The following is an 18,549-nucleotide window of genomic DNA, read 5'->3' as shown; positions in this document are numbered from 1 at the left end:
TAATGGAGGATACAGGGCTCGAACCTGTGACATCCTGCTTGTAAGGCAGACGCTCTCCCAACTGAGCTAATCCTCCATTTTGCGTGGCAACTTCCTATCCTCGCAGGGGGCGATCCCCCAACTACTTTTGGCGTTCTGAAGCTTAACTACTGTGTTCGGCATGGGAACAGGTGTATCCTTCAGGCTATCGCCACCACACTATTTTGTTTGAAAGAACTTTGTTCTCTCAAAACTAGATAATATCTTTTCTTTTCCGAGTTACCATTATATCTTAATTCTACTTGGTTAAGTCCTCGACTGATTAGTATTAGTCCGCTTCAAGTATCGCTACTCTTCCACTTCTAACCTATCTACCTGATCATCTTTCAGGAGTCTTACTTCCATAAAGGAATGGGAAATCTCATCTTGAGGCGAGTTTCACACTTAGATGCTTTCAGCGTTTATCTCATCCATACATAGCTACTCAGCAATGCGCCTGGCGGCGCAACTGATACACCAGCGGTATGTCCATCCCGGTCCTCTCGTACTAGGGACAGCTCCTCTCAAATTTCCTGCGCCCGCGACGGATAGGGACCGAACTGTCTCACGACGTTCTGAACCCAGCTCGCGTACCGCTTTAATGGGCGAACAGCCCAACCCTTGGGACCAACTACAGCCCCAGGATGCGATGAGCCGACATCGAGGTGCCAAACCTCCCCGTCGATGTGAACTCTTGGGGGAGATAAGCCTGTTATCCCCAGGGTAGCTTTTATCCGTTGAGCGATGGCCCTTCCATACGGTACCACCGGATCACTAAGTCCGACTTTCGTCCCTGCTCGACCTGTTTGTCTCGCAGTCAAGCTTGCTTTTGCCTTTACACTTTAGGAATGATTTCCAACCATTCTAAGCAAACCTTTGAGCGCCTCCGTTACTATTTAGGAGGCGACCGCCCCAGTCAAACTGCCAACCAGACACTGTCTCCGTGCACGATAAGTGCACAGGGTTAGAGTGTTCACATAACAAGGGTAGTATCCCAATGATGCCTCCACCGAAACTAGCGTTCCGGTTTCAATGGCTCCTACCTATGCTGTACAAGTTATGTAAACACCCAATATCAAGCTACAGTAAAGCTCCATGGGGTCTTTCCGTCCTGTCGCGGGTAACCTGCTTCTTCACAGGTATCTTAATTTCACCGAGTCTATCGTTGAGACAGTACTCAAATCGTTACGCCTTTCGTGCGGGTCGGAACTTACCCGACAAGGAATTTCGCTACCTTAGGACCGTTATAGTTACGGCCGCCGTTTACTGGGGCTTCATTTCGATGCTTTGCCGAAGCTAACATTTCCACTTAACCTTCCAGCACCGGGCAGGCGTCAGCCCATATACTTCATCTTACGATTTTGCATAAACCTGTGTTTTTGATAAACAGTCGTTTGAGTCTTTTCACTGCGGCTGACCTTACGGCCAGCACCCCTTCTTCCGAAGTTACGGGGTCATTTTGCCGAGTTCCTTAACGATAGTTCTCTCGCTCACCTGAGGATACTCTCCTCGACTACCTGTGTCGGTTTGCGGTACGGGTAATTAATTACTAACTAGAAGCTTTTCTCGGCAGCGTGACATCAGGTACTTCTCTACTTAAATTTCGATCCTCATCATCGCTTGTCAACTCGGAAAGAAGCATTTAACTCCTCTCCTGACTTACGATTTAAACACACATTTCCAGCCGTGTGCATACCTTAGCCTTCTGCGTCCCTCCGTTGTTCAAACATAATTAACTAGTACAGGAATCTCAACCTGTTATCCATCGCCTACGCTTCTCAGCCTCGGCTTAGGTCCCGACTAACCCTGGGTGGACGAGCCTTCCCCAGGAAACCTTAGTCATACGGTGGATCAGATTCTCACTGATCTTTCGCTACTCATACCGGCATTCTCACTTCTAAGCGCTCCAATAGTCCTTACGGTCTACCTTCATTGCCCTTAGAACGCTCTCCTATCACGCAACATAGTTGCGTCCGCAGTCTCGGTAATATGCTTAGCCCCGGTAAATTTTCGGCGCAGAATCACTCGACTAGTGAGCTATTACGCACTCTTTAAATGGTGGCTGCTTCTGAGCCAACATCCTAGTTGTCTAAGCAACTCCACCTCCTTTTCCACTTAGCATATATTTAGGGACCTTAACTGGCGGTCTGGGCTGTTCCCCTTTCGACAATGGATCTTATCACTCATTGTCTGACTCCCGGACATAAATCAATGGTATTCGGAGTTTATCTGAACTTAGTAATCCTAGATGGACCCCTTGCTCAAACAGTGCTCTACCTCCATGATTCTAATTCCGAGGCTAGCCCTAAAGCTATTTCGGAGAGAACCAGCTATCTCCAAGTTCGTTTGGAATTTCACCGCTACCCACACCTCATCCCAGCACTTTTCAACGTACACGGGTTCGGACCTCCGGTGCGTATTACCGCACTTTCATCCTGGACATGGGTAGATCACCTGGTTTCGGGTCTACGGCAACATACTAATTCGCCCTCTTAAGACTCGCTTTCGCTACGGCTCCGCGTTTTCGGCTTAACCTTGCATGCAACTGTAACTCGCCGGTTCATTCTACAAGAGGCACGCCATCACCCATTAACGGGCTCTGACTGCTTGTAGGCACATGGTTGCAGGAACTATTTCACTCCCCTTCCGGGGTGCTTTTCACCTTTCCCTCACGGTACTGGTTCACTATCGGTCACTAGGTAGTATTTAGCCTTGGGAGATGGTCCTCCCAGATTCCGACGACGTTTCACGTGTGTCGCCGTACTCAGGATCCTGAACTGAGGGTATTCGATTTCGCTTACGAGACTATCACTCTCTTTGGTGTAGCTTCCCAACTACTTCAACTATCAAATACTTTTGTAACTCAGATGTTCAGTCCTACAACCCCGAACCACAAGGGTTCGGTTTGGGCTATTCCCAGTTCGCTCGCCGCTACTTTGGGAATCGAAATTTCTTTATATTCCTGCGGGTACTTAGATGTTTCAGTTCCCCGCGTTTGCCTTTACGCAGCTATGTATTCACTACGCAATGATTAGTCATTACACTAATCGAGTTTCCTCATTCGGAAATCTCCGGATCAAAGCTTACGTACAGCTCCCCGAAGCATATCGGTGTTAGTTCCGTCCTTCATCGGCTCCTAGTACCAAGGCATTCACCATGCGCCCTTAATAACTTAACCTATAATCCAACGGATTATAAATTATTGAGTTTTAGCGATTATAACTAATTAAAAAACTCAAAATAACACAATGGTTATTTCTCGGTGTAATTATATATAAATATAATTTTACAGAAAATAATATTATCTAGTTTTCAAAGAACAAGTTTGAGAGTAGATTCTCTCAAAACTAAACAAGCTTTTGATTAGTGTAAGGTTCCGAATTATTCCTTAGAAAGGAGGTGATCCAGCCGCAGGTTCTCCTACGGCTACCTTGTTACGACTTCACCCTAATCATCTGTCCCACCTTAGGCGGCGGACTCCTAAAAGGTTATCCAACCGACTTTGGGTGTTACAAACTCTCATGGTGTGACGGGCGGTGTGTACAAGACCCGGGAACGTATTCACCGTGGCATGCTGATCCACGATTACTAGCGATTCCAACTTCATGCAGGCGAGTTGCAGCCTGCAATCCGAACTGAGAATGGCTTTAAGAGATTAGCTTGACCTCGCGGTTTCGCAACTCGTTGTACCATCCATTGTAGCACGTGTGTAGCCCAGGACATAAGGGGCATGATGATTTGACGTCATCCCCACCTTCCTCCGGTTTATCACCGGCAGTCTCTCTAGAGTGCCCAACTTAATGCTGGCAACTAAAGACAAGGGTTGCGCTCGTTGCGGGACTTAACCCAACATCTCACGACACGAGCTGACGACAACCATGCACCACCTGTCATTCTGTCCCCGAAGGGAACGTCTAATCTCTTAGATTGGCAGAAGATGTCAAGTCCTGGTAAGGTTCTTCGCGTAGCATCGAATTAAACCACATGCTCCACCGCTTGTGCGGGTCCCCGTCAATTCCTTTGAGTTTCAACCTTGCGGTCGTACTCCCCAGGCGGAATGCTTAATGCGTTAGCTGCGGCACTGAGAGGCGGAAACCTCCCAACACCTAGCATTCATCGTTTACGGCATGGACTACCAGGGTATCTAATCCTGTTTGCTACCCATGCTTTCGAGCCTCAGCGTCAGTTACAGACCAGATAGCCGCCTTCGCCACTGGTGTTCCTTCATATATCTACGCATTTCACCGCTACACATGAAGTTCCACTATCCTTTTCTGCACTCAAGTTTCCCAGTTTCCGATGCACTTCTCCGGTTAAGCCGAAGGCTTTCACATCAGACTTAAGAAACCGCCTGCGCTCCCTTTACGCCCAATAAATCCGGACAACGTTTGCCACCTACGTATTACCGCGGCTGCTGGCACGTAGTTAGCCGTGACTTTCTGGTTAGATACCGTCACACCGTAAGCAGTTACTCTTACAGTCGTTCTTCTCTAACAACAGAGTTTTACGAGCCGAAACCCTTCTTCACTCACGCGGCGTTGCTCCATCAGACTTTCGTCCATTGTGGAAGATTCCCTACTGCTGCCTCCCGTAGGAGTATGGGCCGTGTCTCAGTCCCATTGTGGCAGATTACCCTCTCAGGTCTGCTACGCATCATCGCCTTGGTGAGCTTTTATCTCACCAACTAGCTAATGCGCCGCGGGTCCATCCAAAAGCGACAGCACAAAGGCCATCTTTCAAACGCAAACCATGTGGTTTGTGTTGTTATACGGTATTAGCATCTGTTTCCAGGTGTTATCCCCTTCTTCTGGGCAGGTTACCCACGTGTTACTCACCAGTTCGCCACTCAGTTGGATCCAGAGTCATGTTGATGCAAGCATCAACAATCATTAGGGCAACTTCGTTCGACTTGCATGTATTAGGCACGCCGCCAACGTTCGTCCTGAGCCAGGATCAAACTCTCATTTTAAAATGAGAACTTTACTAGCTCTGCTTTTTTTGCAAATTGACATTGCATTTGTTTAATTTTCGAACCAAGTTCAAAAATTTCCTTACACTGTTTGTAATCAAAATCTTGTTCAGTTTTCAAAGATCTACTCAGTTGACTGCCTCAGCAGTACTTGATTAATATTACACGTTAGAGAGGAGTTTGTCAACAACTTTTTTAATTAATTTAATTTGATAAATCAATCAATCTTTGCTAACTCGCTGAACTCGCCTAACGAACATTTAATATATTACCAAGATACACAGGGTTCGTCAATAAGAAATTTAAAAATAATCCAATAAAAAATAAAAAGGTTCTCAAACTGCTATTGTAGCAGCGTGAGAACCTTTATCATTTTACCTATTTTAATTCTGGTGCATCCGTACTAAAGTCAGATACAGTTGATTTATTGTCATTTTGACTAACTAAATCAGTTTTTTTGCTTTTATTAGTTTGTTCTAACTTTTTGAGTGCATCGGTTTTCCCGTAGTTTATTTCTTTTTTATTAACTGGTTTATAGCCATTTATTTTATGGAATCTCAATAAATCACCATAAATTACTTTATCTGAGTTAGATAGAGAGTCATTTACATAATCTTGGATTGTTTGAATCTGCTTCTTTTGCTCATCATCAGGTTTAATTTCTTTACCAGTACTTGTGTCATAAATCGTACCACCAACCTTAGTGTATTGCTTAGAAACAAAGTCACCGTTTCTAAATGGAACAATTTGCTGGTTATTAGCACTTAGTAAATCATGTCCAAATTGGATCATATTATCGTTATTTACCCCTAGAAGATGTAGCAAGGTTGGTAAAACATCAATTTCTCCACCGTAAGTATGATCTACTTTACCGTTAATATTTGAACCATTAATCATAAATGGAACTTTTTGGAACTGAGCCAAATCATATTTATTAACACTCTTCTTACCCAACAATTTAGCAATTGCAGGACGATGATTATTAGAAATACCATAATGATCACCATAAAGTACAACTACACTATTCTTCGCCAAACCACTCTTCTCTAGATAATCTTGGAATTCACCAAATGATTGGTCTAAATAATGTGCGGTTTGAACATATGGATCAACTGTACTATCTCCAGTATTGGTAGCTGGAAAATCGGTATTTTGTTTATCCAATTCGTATGGATAGTGGTTCGTTAATGTAATCATTTTGGCATAAAAAGGTTGTGGCAATTGTTGAATATACTTAATTGACTGGTCAAAGAAAATTTTATCCTTCATTCCATAACCTACGTTATATTCAGGTTTGTTTTTGTAGTAAGAACTACTGAAGAAGTATTCATATCCCCATGATTTATAGGCATTATTTCTGTTCCAGAAAGTGGGAACATCCCCATGGAAAGATGCACTTGAATAACCATCTTGATTAAGAATTGATGGTGCTGCCTGATAAGTATTTTGCGCTCCATAACTAACCATGGCCGATCCTTGCGGTAAACCATACAAAGAATTTTCTAACATGGTTTCAGCATCAGAGGTCTTCCCTTGTGCTACTTGATGGTAAAAGTTATCAAAGGCTAGTGTATTTTGGTTATGGTAGAACTTATTAATATTTGGAGTAACTTCTTTTCCGTCGACTTTATAATCAATTAAAAATTGTTGGAAACTTTCTAAATGGATAATAAAGACATTTTTCCCTTTTTCTTTACCGTAATATTCAGCATTAGGACTGATTTGATTCTTTTTAATAAAATCCTGAACCTGTTTTAAGTCCTTTTCTTTAGCGTTGGCTCTAGTAGCAGTTTCTTTATGATTTTGGTAGATGTTAAAAGCTGCGTATTCATTTAAACCTAGATATTTAACAATATAGTTATTATCAAAAGTTCTAGTTAATAAGCCAGAACGGTCCGCGTTAGCAACGTTATATTCAGCAAACATTAAAACAAAAGAAAGTACTGTAATTAACAGTGCATAACGTTTTTTAAACGGTTTCTTCTCAATTTTAATAACTCTAAACAACAATAGTAGAATTAATAATATGATATCTGCATAGGCAATAAAGTCGGTAGGATGCAAAATCTCCATCAAACTTTTTCCTAGGTTATTTTGTACATCTCCAGTTCCCTTGATAATCCCCATTGAAAGGAAGTCAGAAAATTCACGGTAATACAAAATATTGGCGAAAAGCCAGGTTGATTGTAAAAAATCAATAATTAACATCAACCAGTATGATAATTTACCTCTGAAATATAAAGCAATTCCAAATAACAACATTGCTGAAGGAATTGGATTAACAAAAAGCAAGAAATTTTGCACACTACCAGAAGACCCTAACGTAAAATCCGTCCGGTAACATAAGTACGTTTTTAAAGTAAATAAAACTACTACTAAAAGATAAAATCCTAAAGTAGTATTAAAAATATTTCGAATGCGTTTTAAACCAGTAGACATTCTTTTTTCCTCCAAAATTAATTAATCTTTTTCTTTTCCTTACTTGGTCGACTAACCAAAGCGACTACTCCTAAGATTAGTCCCACGTAGTAAGTTAAAATCCGCCATAGAATCATCGCTACTGCTAATTTACTACTGCTATGGATATAACTTCTAAAAAGCATCTCAAAGCTATATTCTGCCCCACCAGAGCCACCTGGAATTGGGAACATTGAAATTACCAAGAAAATTAATACGTTTAAACTAGTTACGATTAAAACATTCACATTATCATAACCTAGTGAACGCATAATAAAGTAAGGAATCAAGTAGTAAAACAATAACTGGAAAAAAGTTAAAACAAAAATTTTTCCCATTAAGCGCCATTGGTGCCCTATCTTAACACTTTCAAGATAAAAGGTATCCACCTTATCATCTACGGTAGCCTTCCAGCTATCAAACCGTTCCGCTTTTACAAACCATTTAATCGGTTTCATTACATAATTAATTAATTGTTTAGTAAAGGCATGCCAATACATGATCATCAATAGCAAAATAATCACTACTAAATGAATTATAAAACCGAAAGCAACTAAGATTGCTAAAGCATTGACCTTTTCAATTAAGAATTCAAAACCAATTATCAAACTAATAATAAAGTTCAAAACAATCATGGCTTGATAAACAATAAATTTCATTAGTAACGCCGAAGAAGCTTTACCTGCATCCACACCAGATTGCATTAAAACAACTAATTGCGCTGGTTGTCCCCCAGAAGAAAATGGAGTGATTCCATTAAAAAGTTGCTCCACCAATGGAACCCGAAAGGCATCATAAAAAGTGAAGTTTTGATTACTCTGACGAACTAAAATATAGGTAATCACTGCCTCAAAGAAGAAGTAAGCCAAGATACAACCACAAGCGACAAAAAACCATCCAGGATTAATATTTTTCAAATCGTTAATCAACACACTAAATTCAATATCCTTGGTCGCATACCAAGAGATAACCAAACCAAGTAATATCATAATAACTAATGAAATTTTATTTCGCTTTGTCATTCGCTATCCTTTCGATTCTTTCCCAACTTGCGCTTGATCTAAATAAAATTGATGCCAAATTGTGGCTAGATGATCTTCTGAATAATAGTCTGAAGCTTCAACTGCTTTAGCTTGATACTTTTCTATCATTTCAGGACTGTTAGCCAAGTTGTTTAAAATCTCATTCATTTCCAACTCATTTTGAGCAGGAAGGTAGTATTTTCCAATGATTTTTTGATAAAGCTCTAAGTTTCTTAGCACTACTGGAATTCCACAAGAGAAAGCTTCTAAAACAGACATCGGAAATAACTCATTGTATGAGGGAAGTAAAAATACATCCGCCAGATTATAGTAATCCACTAGACTTGTTCGATCTACAATTCCAGGGAAGCTAAGATTCTTAGGTGGATTGTCAACCACCTTTTTCAATTCTTCATAGCCATCGGTCATACTCCCAAAAGAAAAACCGCCGACCCAAATAAACTGAAATTCAGGATTCTGCTTAGCTAATTTGATAAAATCCAAAACTCCCTTACGAGTTTGTACTTGTCCCGTACAAACTATCGTAAATCTTTTTTGCTCATAGCCATAACTACTCCGCAATGCCACTTTATCGCTGGCATTAACCTGATGAAATTCTGCCTTACTAACAAAGTTGGGAATATAGGTAATTCGCTCTTTTTTAATTCCATATTTTTCTAATTTAGGAATAAAGGTTGGATTTACGACCACAATTTCATCCATCCGCTTATAAAAAGAAATAATATATTTATAAAAAATTTGTCTAAACGGAGTTGGTATTTTTAGGCTTCCCTCTAAAGTTTCCGGTAAGAAGTGAACATACCCAATCTTACGTCCTCTTTTTTTAGAAAAGGTCGACAAATAAAAAGTCGGATTAATTGTATGGTAATGGGTTATATCCACCGAATCTTTATAATTATTAATTTCAATTTTAAATTCGGCTGAAAATCTTTCTTTTAGCAACCGAACCAGTTCGGTATACGCACTTCCTACTCCCTGTCCCTTTACCTTTGTGGCAGTAGAAAACATGTTAATTTTTAGCATTAGGTCTCCTCATTCTCTTCATATACTTTAAAATCATTTAAAGCATCTTCATAAAAATTGAGTATTCGGTCGACAAAATAAACTGCTGAAATATCATGAAGTTTATTACGTCGAAGTTCTTGGTTATCTGGATATTGATTGTCATTTGCTAAATAAGTCAAAGTATCATCAATAAATTCATTTTTGGTGTTAAAGGTCATCCCTAAAGCAGGATCATTAACCAAATCATCCGTATATGGACTGGAAGCAACGACTACCTTGGTCCCCGCAGCCATTGCTTCAATATAAGTTAATCCCTGTGACTCTGATTCCGAAGTTGAAACAAAAACGTTAGCCATTTGATAATATTGATTAACATCATCATTATTAATTTCGCCAGTGAAAATGATTGCATCAGTTAAATTCATCTCTTGTGCTTGCTGTTTCAAATCGTTTTCAGCAGGACCTTGTCCCACTATCACTAATTTAGTTGCCGGAATTTTTTCTAAAATTTTTGGCATAGAATCAATTAATTCTGAAATGTTTTTTTCATACGCCAATCGACTAACTGATAGCATCACCGGTGTTTTCTCATCTAATCCTAACGATTGACGAATTTTTTCATTATATGGTTCTTCATAGTGATTAATGTCAATTCCAGTTGGGATAATTCGAATTGGACTCTTAACTCCATAATCCGTAATCTTATCTAAAACTCGTTTACTAGGAGCTACCACTCCATCTAAGTTATGACAAAAGTAAAGCGAGCCTTCCTTTACGTGAATCGGTTTTAAGATTTTCCCGTTTGCAACATAGTGTAGATAGTCTTCATACATAGTATGGTAAGTATGCAAACAAGGAATGCCTAAATTTTTAGCTACAAACTTGCCAATCATCCCCATTGAAAATTCAGTTTGGGTATGAACAATATCAAGTTTTAATTTTTTGGCAATCTGGGTTGCTTGAAAAAGTCCCCGAACGGCAATTCGACGTTCAGTAAAAGAAATAAATGGAATACTTGAAAAACGATAAATTCCATCTTCTGAAACTTCCTTAGAATTGGGATCAGTCGTAGTAAATATATAAACATCATTACCACGTCTTTCCAATTCATCTTTAAGTGTTTTAATCGATGTTGCCACCCCACTTACTTGTGGAAAATAAGTGTCTGTAAACAGTCCAATCTTCAAGTGGTAATTCCTCCTCTCAATCAAAACGAAATAGAATTCTTTAAAAAATTTTAATTAAATACTGCAAAATAAAGAAAAAGAGTTGCCGAGGCAACTCTTTTTAATGATTAAAAGGTTAGTCGATTAAGCCTTCATCTTTCATAGTTTGAGCAATTGCATCAAGTGAATCTTTGGCATCATCACCGTCAGCTGCAATTGTAATCACAGCGTTTTGGCCAACACCTAGAGACATAACACCCATGATTGATTTAAGGTTAACTGTCTTATCTTCGTATTCCAAAGTAATACTTGAAGTAAACTTACTTGCTGTTTGTACTAAAAATGTAGCAGGACGAGCGTGAATACCGGTTTCTGCTGTAATTTTAAATTGACGTTTTTCCATAATAAACGCACCCCTTTAATTGACCTTTTTTATACTCTAAGACTACCAATATATTATTGAAAATACAAGTTTTTACAACATTTATAAGATTAATTTAAAAATTAATTTGAATGATCATAATGGTAGATTACAGTACCTCCATTAGTTGCTCTTCCAACAATTTTCTTTCTCGTCTCAAAAGCCATAAAAGCCTGTTGAAAAATAAAAAACTCATTTGGTTGAATTGTTAGAGTTTTTATTTTATTATCACGTAACTGATTAAGTAATTCAGTAAAGTCTGATTTACTTTTTTCCAAAATAATCACCTCATTCAATCCAGCTATTTATATTTTACCACAATTTCAAAAATTTATGATTTAGTGCAATTGCTTGAATCATATTTCGGCTCAGGTATAATTAAAACAAATGGTCAATGAAGGTCAAATAAATAATCAAAAATAAAGGAGGCAATCTTATGGATGGACAACAAGGTGCCTATGGATTCGGAAATCTCGACGATTTAATTCGTTCAATGCAAGGTGGCAACATGAATGGTGGCAATGGAAAAGCAAACGATAATGGTAAGAAAAACACCATTTTGGACAACTATGGAACTGATTTAACTGCCCTTGCCAGAAAAAACAAATTAGACCCAATGATTGGTCGAGAAAAGCAAATTGCTCGTGCAATTGAAGTCCTCAATCGTCGTTCCAAAAACAACCCGGTCTTAATTGGTGAAGCCGGAGTGGGTAAAACCGCTATTGTTGAAGGATTAGCACAAAAAATCGTTGATGGTAGTGTACCCCAAAAATTAACTAACAAAAGAATTATCCAAATTGACATGGTTTCAATGATTCAAGGAACTGGTATTCGTGGTCAATTTGAAAAGAAAATGCAGGAATTAATTAAAGAAGTTAAAGCTGATCATAATTTAATTCTTTTCATTGATGAAATTCACGAAATTGTAAGTACTGGAAACACTGAAGGTGGTATTGATGCCGGAAATGTTTTAAAACCAGCGCTTGCTCGTGGTGACTTCCAATTAGTTGGTTCTACCACTCTCAGTGAATATCGCAAAATTGAAAAAGATTCTGCGTTAGCTAGACGTTTCCAACCTATTACCGTAGAAGAGCCTACGGTAGAACAGGCTATTAAAATCTTACATGGTTTACAAAAAAATTATGAAGACTATCATCAAGTTCACTATACTGATGAAGCCATCGAAGCAGCCGTTAAATTATCGAAACGCTACATTAATGAACGCTTCTTACCTGATAAAGCAATCGATTTAATGGATGAAACTGGATCAAGAAAAAATTTAACCTTAAACCTAATTGATCCAGAAGAAATTGATAAAGAAATTAAAACCGCTGAAACCCAAAAAGAAACTGCTTTAAATAAAGAAGATTACGAAACGGCAGCCTACTATCGTGATCGTGAAAAACAGTTAAACCAAAAACGAGCTAATCTTGCACAAGAAAAGAAGAAAAATAATACTGTCACCGTTAAAAACGTCCAACAGGTAGTTGCTGAAATTACGGGCATTCCGGTTGGAGATTTAGAAAGTAAAGATAAAGAAAAACTAAAAAATCTAAATCAAAACTTAGAGAAAAATATCATTGGGCAAAATGATGCAGTTACTAAGGTAGCTACAGCCATTCAAAGAAATCGAGTTGGTTTTAATAAATCAGGTCGTCCCATTGGTTCATTCCTCTTTGTTGGCCCTACTGGGGTGGGTAAAACTGAACTAGCTAAACAATTAGCTCAACAACTATTTGGTTCTAAGGATTCTTTAATCAGATTCGATATGTCTGAATACAAAGAATCTCAATCAATTGCTAAATTGATTGGTGCTGCTCCTGGATACGTAGGTTACGACGAAGCTGGTCAATTAACTGAAAAAGTTCGTCGCAAACCCTATAGTTTAATTCTATTGGATGAGGTAGAAAAGGCCCATGCAGATGTCTTACACGCCTTTTTACAAATTCTAGATGACGGTCGCTTAACTGATTCACAAGGGAGAACCGTTTCCTTTAAAGATACCGTTGTTATCATGACCAGTAACGCCGGAGCAAATACCGGTGGAAACGTTGGATTTGGTGCAGAGTCAAATGGGGATACACATTCCGTCTTAAATAAATTAGGTGCTTACTTCAAGCCTGAATTTTTAAATCGATTTGATGATATTGTCGAATTCAATTCCTTAAATAAAAAAGATCTCCGTAAAATTGTTGATTTATTAATTAACGATTTAACTAATACCACCAAACAAAACGGACTTACAGTTACTGTTTCAGATGAAGTTAAGGATAAAATTGTTGAATTAGGTTATGATCCCGCCATGGGTGCTCGTCCCCTTCGCCGGGTTATTCAAGAACAACTGGAAAATCAAATTGCAGATTATCTCTTGAATAATCCTAACCAACAAACGCTCAGTTTAAGTCTTGATAATAATGAAATTAAAATAAGTGCTAAATAAATAAAAGGAGAAGATTTTTAAATCTTCTCCTTTTTGTTTATTTAATTTTTTGCTTGGCATTTTCTATTTGTTGCTTAACTTGTTTAAAGCCGGTTCCACCATAAGAATTTCTCCGATCAACAGCAACTTCAGATTTTAAGTCATGGTAAACGTCATCCGTAATTAATTCTGATGATTTTTGTAGTTCTGCTAAACTAAAGTCTTGTAAGTTTTTTCCAGTTTGAATTCCCTTTAAAACTAACTCTCCCACTACAGCATGGGCTTGTCTAAATGGCATTCCTTTGGTTGCCAAATAGTCAGCTAGCTCAGTGGCATTGGAAAAATCATTTTCCGTACTGTGTTTCATTTTTTCTTGATTAACTTTTAAGGTTGATAACATCCCCGTGAAAATCTTCAAAGCCGGAATAATGGTTTTAACCGCATCAAAAGTTCCTTCTTTATCTTCTTGCAAGTCTTTATTGTACGCCAGTGGAAGTCCTTTCATGGTAGTCAACAATCCTAATAAATCACCATAAATTCGCCCTGATTTACCTCTAATCAACTCAACCATATCGGGATTCTTCTTTTGTGGCATGATTGAACTTCCCGTGGTATAAGCATCACTTAGTTCTAGGTAATTAAATTCATAACTAACCCACATACTGATTTCTTCACAAAAACGTGACAGATGCATCATTAAAATGGAGCTATTACTTAAAAATTCTAACGCAAAGTCACGATCAGAAACCGCATCCAAGGAATTGTTATAAACATCCTGAAAGCCTAATTCCTGGGCCGTAAATTCACGATCAATGGGAAAAGTGGTTCCCGCCAAGGCTGCTGCTCCTAATGGCGAAATGTCAGTATGTTTTTGGTTAAACTCAAACCGTTCCTTATCCCGTTGTAGCATTTCAAAATAGGCTAATAAATAGTGTGAATATGCAATTGGTTGTGCATGTTGTAAATGAGTATATCCCGGCATAATTACATCAATATTTTTTTCCGCCATTTTTACGAGTTCGGTTTGTAAATTATTAATTTCAGTAATTACTTGTGGAATCCTTTTCTTCAAATACAAATGAAAATCAGTTGCTACCTGATCATTTCTAGAACGAGCCGTGTGCAGCTTCCCTGCCACTGGTCCAATTCGTTCAGTCAAAATACTTTCAATATTCATATGAATATCTTCATTTTCGACACTGAACTCAATTTTACCTTGCTTTAAATCGGCTAAAATTTGTTTCAATCCTGCAGTAATTGCTGCAACGTCTTTTTCGGTTAAAATACCAGTTTTACTTAACATCTTAACGTGTGCTAACGATCCTTGAATATCTTCTTCTGCCATCAAATAATCAAAAGGAATGGAAGCACCATATTGATCAACTAATTCATCAGTCGGTTGCTGAAACCGACCACCCCATAATTTTTTTGCCATCGCTTACTCCTTTTTATCCTTTTGACTTTGCACTTGTGAATATACTTCAGTAGGAAGACCCCAGAGCTCAATGAATCCTTGTGCTGCCTCTTGATCAAACGAATCTGAAGAAGTATAGGTTGCCAAGTTCTTATCATACAAACTATCCGTTGATTTTCTTCCCAAGGTAATAATGTTTCCCTTAAGTAAGCTTAATTTAATGGTTCCATTTACTGTTTGTTGTGAAGTTTTAATAAATGATTTTAGGGAGTTCATTAATGGAGAATAGTAAAGACCATCATAAAGTAATTCTGCAATTTCTTTTTCTACAACTGGTTTAAAGTGCGCTAAATCCCGTTCTAATACTAACGTTTCTAATTCTTGGTGAGCTTTAATTAAAACGGTTGCAGCGGGAGTTTCGTAAATCTCTCTTGATTTAATTCCGACCAACCGGTTTTCAATGTGATCAATTCTACCAATCCCATTTTCTCCTGCAATTTCATTTAAAGTTTCAATGATTTTAGCAAAACTCATTGCTTCACCATTTAAAGAAACTGGAATTCCCTGTTTAAAGGTTAACGTAACTTCAGTTGGTTTATCAGGAGTTGCTTCAATTGGCTTCGTTAAAGCAAAGGCATCCGCTGGAGCTGCCACCCATGGATCTTCCAAAATACCGGCTTCGTTTGCCCGACCCCAAATGTTTGCATCAATTGAATATGGTGAATCTAAATCAATTGGAATTGCAATATCGTGTTCTTTGGCATATTCAATTTCTTCTTCTCTAGACCAATGCCAATCACGAACCGGACTTAACACTTCGATTTCAGGATTAAGGGCATGAATTGCAACTTCAAAACGAACTTGATCGTTTCCCTTTCCGGTACAACCATGTGCAATTGCAACCGCATTTTCTTTTTCCGCAATTTCAACTAATTTTTTCACAATTAGTGGTCTGGATAAAGCTGATACTAAAGGATAAATTCCTTCATATAAGACATTTGCTTGTAGTGCAAGTGACAAATAATCGTTGGCATATTCTTCTTTTGCATCAATTGTATAGGCATTCACTGCTCCAACTTTTAGTGCTTTATCGTTAATAAATTGTGGATCTTTTTCTTCTCCCACGTTGATACAACATGCCACAACGTCATAACCTTTATCTTTTAACCAAGCAATTGCTACTGAAGTATCTAATCCACCTGAATAAGCTAATACTACCTTTTTGTTTTCCATTTTAATTTCCTCCTAATCAACGATTATTTTACTGATAAATTCTTTAGTTCTGTCCTCTTGCGGATTGTTAAAAATTTCTGCGGGAGTATTTTTTTCTTGAATGTATCCATCCGCCATAAACCAAACTTCATCCGCCACTTTTTTCGCAAATCCCATTTCATGAGTTACCACCATCATGGTCATCTTTTCGTCAGCTAACTCTTTCATTACGTTTAACACTTCCCCAACCATTTCCGGGTCTAGTGCACTAGTAGGTTCATCAAAAAACATTACCTGTGGATTCATTGCCAAAGCTCTAGCAATTGCCACCCGTTGTTTTTGTCCCCCTGATAAACTATCGGGATAAGCATCCGCTTTTCCTGCTAACCCAACTCTACTTAGATACTTCATTCCTTCTTTTGTAGCATCCTCACTACTTAAATGTTTTACCTTCATCGGTGCTAACTTGAGATTTTCAATCACCGTCATGTTGGGGAATAGATTAAAGTTTTGAAAGACCATGCCAATTTCTTGTCCTAGTTTAGAAAGGTCTTTGCTTGATTTGTCGGTCAATTCTTCACCGTTAAACTTAACTGATCCTGCCGTGGGCTTTTCCAATTGGTTAATACATCTTAAAAAAGTACTTTTACCAGAACCAGATGGACCAATAATACAAATCACTTCACCGGCTTTTACTTCCCCACTAACATCTTTTAAAACTTCATTTTTTTCATAATTCTTTTTTAAGTTCTTAATTTCAATTATATTTTTAGTCATGTTTCATCTTTCCTTCCAAGTAGTTTAATCCTCTAGTCAATAAGAATGTAAGGAGGAAGTAAATCACCATTACCACCACAATTGGTGCTACCCCTCTGTAAGTATCCGCTCTAACTACGTTCAACTCGTAAACTAAATCAGTTACTCCAATAATTGAAACAATTGAACTTTCCTTGATAACTGAAATGAACTCATTTCCTAAAGCAGGCCAAATATTTTTAAAAGCTTGTGGCAAGATTACGTATCTAAACGAATCAACTTGCGATAATCCCAAACTTCTGGTGGCTTCTCCTTGACCCTTTTCCACCGAATTAATTCCACCTCTGATAATTTCACAGACATAGGCTGCACTATTTAACGTCACTGCAATGATTCCGGCCAACAGAGCAGGAATATTAATTAAAACTCCTAGACCAAAGTAAATTAATAAGACTTGAACCATCATAGGTGTTCCTCTGACCACTTCAACGTAACTGATGGCAGGCCAACTAAGAATTTTAAATTTACTAATTTTCATTAGTGCCAAGATAATTCCTAAAATAATTCCACCAATCACTGCTAGAACAGAAATTAATAACGTGGCCTTTAAACCATTAAAGAAGAATTTCCAATAATGAAGCATTGATGTATTGGCTGTATTTACCTTTAAGTACTTTCCGGCTTTTTCAATGTATCCTGGAATTTTGTCTTGCTTATGAATTTTATCAATCGTCTGGTTTGCAGCTCCTGCTAGTGAATCATTCCCTTTTTTAAATGCAATTGCTGCTCCCACATCTTTTTTATCGATTTTATAATCCGAATTAATCATTTTTAATTCAGAATCATTTTTTACGTAAGCTTCTGCAACTGGTTTTTCGACTCCAACGGCAGATAATTTATTGGTTTTCAAAGCTAAGATTAAGTCTGGTGTTTTGTCCATCGTAGTCAACTTCGAATTCGTTAAGTTCTTTTGTGCCAACTGACTTTGCATTGATCCCGTTTGAGTTCCCACTTTTTGGCCACTCAAACTTGCTTGATTTTTAAACTTATCAGCATCCGCTTTTTTAACTAAAAATGATTGTCCCCCAGAATAATAAATTTTAGAAAAGGTCGCGTTTTGTTCTCTTTCGGGAGTCGGATTAATTCCTCCAATCGCCATGTCTGCTTTACCTGTTTCTACAGCCACTAGCAATGAACTGAAATCCATGTTTTTTAGTTTTAACTTAACTCCCATATCTTTTGCCATTTGTTTGGCAATTTCAATATCCATTCCCACATCTTCAGAATGGCTATTCTTATTCACCTGAAATTCAAAGGGAGGATAATCGGGTGAAGTTGCTACCGTTAATACTCCCTTTTCTTTGACTGCTTGCAAACTACTATCTGCCTTAGCAGTAAAGTTAGCTCCGATTCCCAAAAGAAACATTGCTAAACCTAAAACTAAGCATTTAAATGCCTTAATCTTGTTACCCTTCATCTTCTCTTCCTCCAATTTTTTCAACAAAAAAAGCGCCCAATAGTCAATCGACTATAGGACGCTTTTTGTACGCGGTACCACCTAATTTATGTTATGTAAACAACATCTCTCCCAATCCAGCTTCGAATCGTTGGCTCTATAATGGGAGCTCCCAGTATGGTTTTATCACATACACTCGTAAGATACGTTCAT

The 18,549-nt window shown here is 38.2% G+C and carries 11 protein-coding genes, 1 tRNA gene, 3 rRNA genes and 1 other annotated feature (1 of these 16 running past the window's edge); of the genes, 1 reads left to right on the top strand and 14 read right to left on the bottom strand.

From position 1 onward, the window contains the following. Positions 1-3: 3 nt before the first annotated feature. The 10 genes from R4B61_RS04200 to R4B61_RS04155 all read right to left on the bottom strand — a co-directional run bounded on the left by R4B61_RS04200 (position 4) and on the right by R4B61_RS04155 (position 11,366). A tRNA-Val gene (locus R4B61_RS04200) sits at positions 4-76 on the bottom strand. A 5-nt stretch (positions 77-81) separates the two neighbouring features. Continuing rightward, a 5S ribosomal RNA gene (rrf, locus tag R4B61_RS04195) occupies positions 82-198 on the bottom strand. A gap of 83 nt (positions 199-281) precedes the next feature. Next, a 23S ribosomal RNA gene (locus R4B61_RS04190) occupies positions 282-3,196 on the bottom strand. A 214-nt stretch (positions 3,197-3,410) separates the two neighbouring features. After that, positions 3,411-4,987: ribosomal RNA gene (locus tag R4B61_RS04185) — 16S ribosomal RNA — on the bottom strand. Together the 16S, 23S and 5S rRNA genes with 1 tRNA gene alongside form the textbook arrangement of a ribosomal RNA operon. A gap of 378 nt (positions 4,988-5,365) precedes the next feature. Beyond that, on the bottom strand, positions 5,366-7,426 hold the full coding sequence (locus R4B61_RS04180; RefSeq protein ID WP_413627049.1) for an LTA synthase family protein: 2,061 nt from the start codon (positions 7,424-7,426) through the stop codon (positions 5,366-5,368). A gap of 17 nt (positions 7,427-7,443) precedes the next feature. Continuing rightward, the gene (locus R4B61_RS04175) at positions 7,444-8,466 is read right to left on the bottom strand and encodes a lysylphosphatidylglycerol synthase transmembrane domain-containing protein (protein WP_413627048.1); all 1,023 of its coding nucleotides are present in this window, start codon (positions 8,464-8,466) and stop codon (positions 7,444-7,446) included. Between the two features lie 3 nt (positions 8,467-8,469). Beyond that, positions 8,470-9,510 (bottom strand): glycosyltransferase family 4 protein, encoded by a 1,041-nt coding sequence (locus R4B61_RS04170; protein WP_413627047.1) that lies wholly within the window; start codon positions 9,508-9,510, stop codon positions 8,470-8,472. Next, complete coding sequence (locus tag R4B61_RS04165) at positions 9,510-10,679, bottom strand: glycosyltransferase family 4 protein (RefSeq protein ID WP_413627046.1); 1,170 nt, start codon at positions 10,677-10,679, stop codon at positions 9,510-9,512. Before R4B61_RS04165 ends, R4B61_RS04170 begins: the two co-directional genes overlap by 1 nt. A gap of 115 nt (positions 10,680-10,794) precedes the next feature. After that, positions 10,795-11,061, bottom strand: a complete 267-nt coding sequence (locus tag R4B61_RS04160; protein ID WP_413627045.1) for a phosphocarrier protein HPr — start codon at positions 11,059-11,061, stop codon at positions 10,795-10,797. 101 nt (positions 11,062-11,162) lie between these two features. Then, a complete protein-coding gene (locus R4B61_RS04155) occupies positions 11,163-11,366 on the bottom strand; it encodes a hypothetical protein (protein WP_413628292.1) in 204 nt (67 codons plus the stop codon). A gap of 149 nt (positions 11,367-11,515) precedes the next feature. Here R4B61_RS04155 and R4B61_RS04150 point away from each other — a divergent pair, with 149 nt between their 5' ends. Continuing rightward, complete coding sequence (locus R4B61_RS04150; protein WP_413627044.1) at positions 11,516-13,519, top strand: ATP-dependent Clp protease ATP-binding subunit; 2,004 nt, start codon at positions 11,516-11,518, stop codon at positions 13,517-13,519. Between the two features lie 37 nt (positions 13,520-13,556). Here the strand turns inward: R4B61_RS04150 and argH are convergent, their stop codons facing one another. The 4 genes from argH to R4B61_RS04130 are packed head-to-tail and all read right to left on the bottom strand — an operon-like array spanning position 13,557 to position 18,357. Then, a complete protein-coding gene (argH, locus tag R4B61_RS04145; protein WP_413627043.1) occupies positions 13,557-14,933 on the bottom strand; it encodes an argininosuccinate lyase in 1,377 nt (458 codons plus the stop codon). 3 nt (positions 14,934-14,936) lie between these two features. Next, positions 14,937-16,145 carry an argininosuccinate synthase gene (locus R4B61_RS04140; protein ID WP_413627042.1) on the bottom strand — a complete coding sequence of 403 codons (1,209 nt, stop codon included), beginning with the start codon at positions 16,143-16,145 and terminating at the stop codon, positions 14,937-14,939. A gap of 12 nt (positions 16,146-16,157) precedes the next feature. Next, the gene (locus tag R4B61_RS04135; protein ID WP_413627041.1) at positions 16,158-16,901 is read right to left on the bottom strand and encodes an amino acid ABC transporter ATP-binding protein; all 744 of its coding nucleotides are present in this window, start codon (positions 16,899-16,901) and stop codon (positions 16,158-16,160) included. Beyond that, a complete protein-coding gene (locus tag R4B61_RS04130; protein WP_413627040.1) occupies positions 16,894-18,357 on the bottom strand; it encodes an ABC transporter substrate-binding protein/permease in 1,464 nt (487 codons plus the stop codon). Before R4B61_RS04130 ends, R4B61_RS04135 begins: the two co-directional genes overlap by 8 nt. Positions 18,358-18,408: 51 nt before the next feature. Then, positions 18,409-18,549, bottom strand: a binding site (T-box leader) (it continues 85 nt past the right edge of the window).

The organism is Fructilactobacillus vespulae (assembly GCF_047324295.1).
Classification (GTDB): Bacteria; Bacillota; Bacilli; order Lactobacillales; family Lactobacillaceae; genus Fructilactobacillus; species Fructilactobacillus vespulae.
Note: the sequence above shows the minus strand (reverse complement) of the source record. Positions and strands in the feature narration are given on the sequence as shown.

What these genes read in the sequence shown, in the direction of transcription:
- R4B61_RS04180 (WP_413627049.1), bottom strand. Translation starts at nt 7,426, where the DNA reads ATGTCTACTGGTTTAAAACGCATTCGAAATATTTTTAATACTACTTTA.
- R4B61_RS04175 (WP_413627048.1), bottom strand. Translation starts at nt 8,466, where the DNA reads ATGACAAAGCGAAATAAAATTTCATTAGTTATTATGATATTACTTGGT.
- R4B61_RS04170 (WP_413627047.1), bottom strand. Translation starts at nt 9,510, where the DNA reads ATGCTAAAAATTAACATGTTTTCTACTGCCACAAAGGTAAAGGGACAG.
- R4B61_RS04160 (WP_413627045.1), bottom strand. Translation starts at nt 11,061, where the DNA reads ATGGAAAAACGTCAATTTAAAATTACAGCAGAAACCGGTATTCACGCT.
- R4B61_RS04150 (WP_413627044.1), top strand. Translation starts at nt 11,516, where the DNA reads ATGGATGGACAACAAGGTGCCTATGGATTCGGAAATCTCGACGATTTA.
- argH (WP_413627043.1), bottom strand. Translation starts at nt 14,933, where the DNA reads ATGGCAAAAAAATTATGGGGTGGTCGGTTTCAGCAACCGACTGATGAA.
- R4B61_RS04140 (WP_413627042.1), bottom strand. Translation starts at nt 16,145, where the DNA reads ATGGAAAACAAAAAGGTAGTATTAGCTTATTCAGGTGGATTAGATACT.
- R4B61_RS04135 (WP_413627041.1), bottom strand. Translation starts at nt 16,901, where the DNA reads ATGACTAAAAATATAATTGAAATTAAGAACTTAAAAAAGAATTATGAA.
- R4B61_RS04130 (WP_413627040.1), bottom strand. Translation starts at nt 18,357, where the DNA reads ATGAAGGGTAACAAGATTAAGGCATTTAAATGCTTAGTTTTAGGTTTA.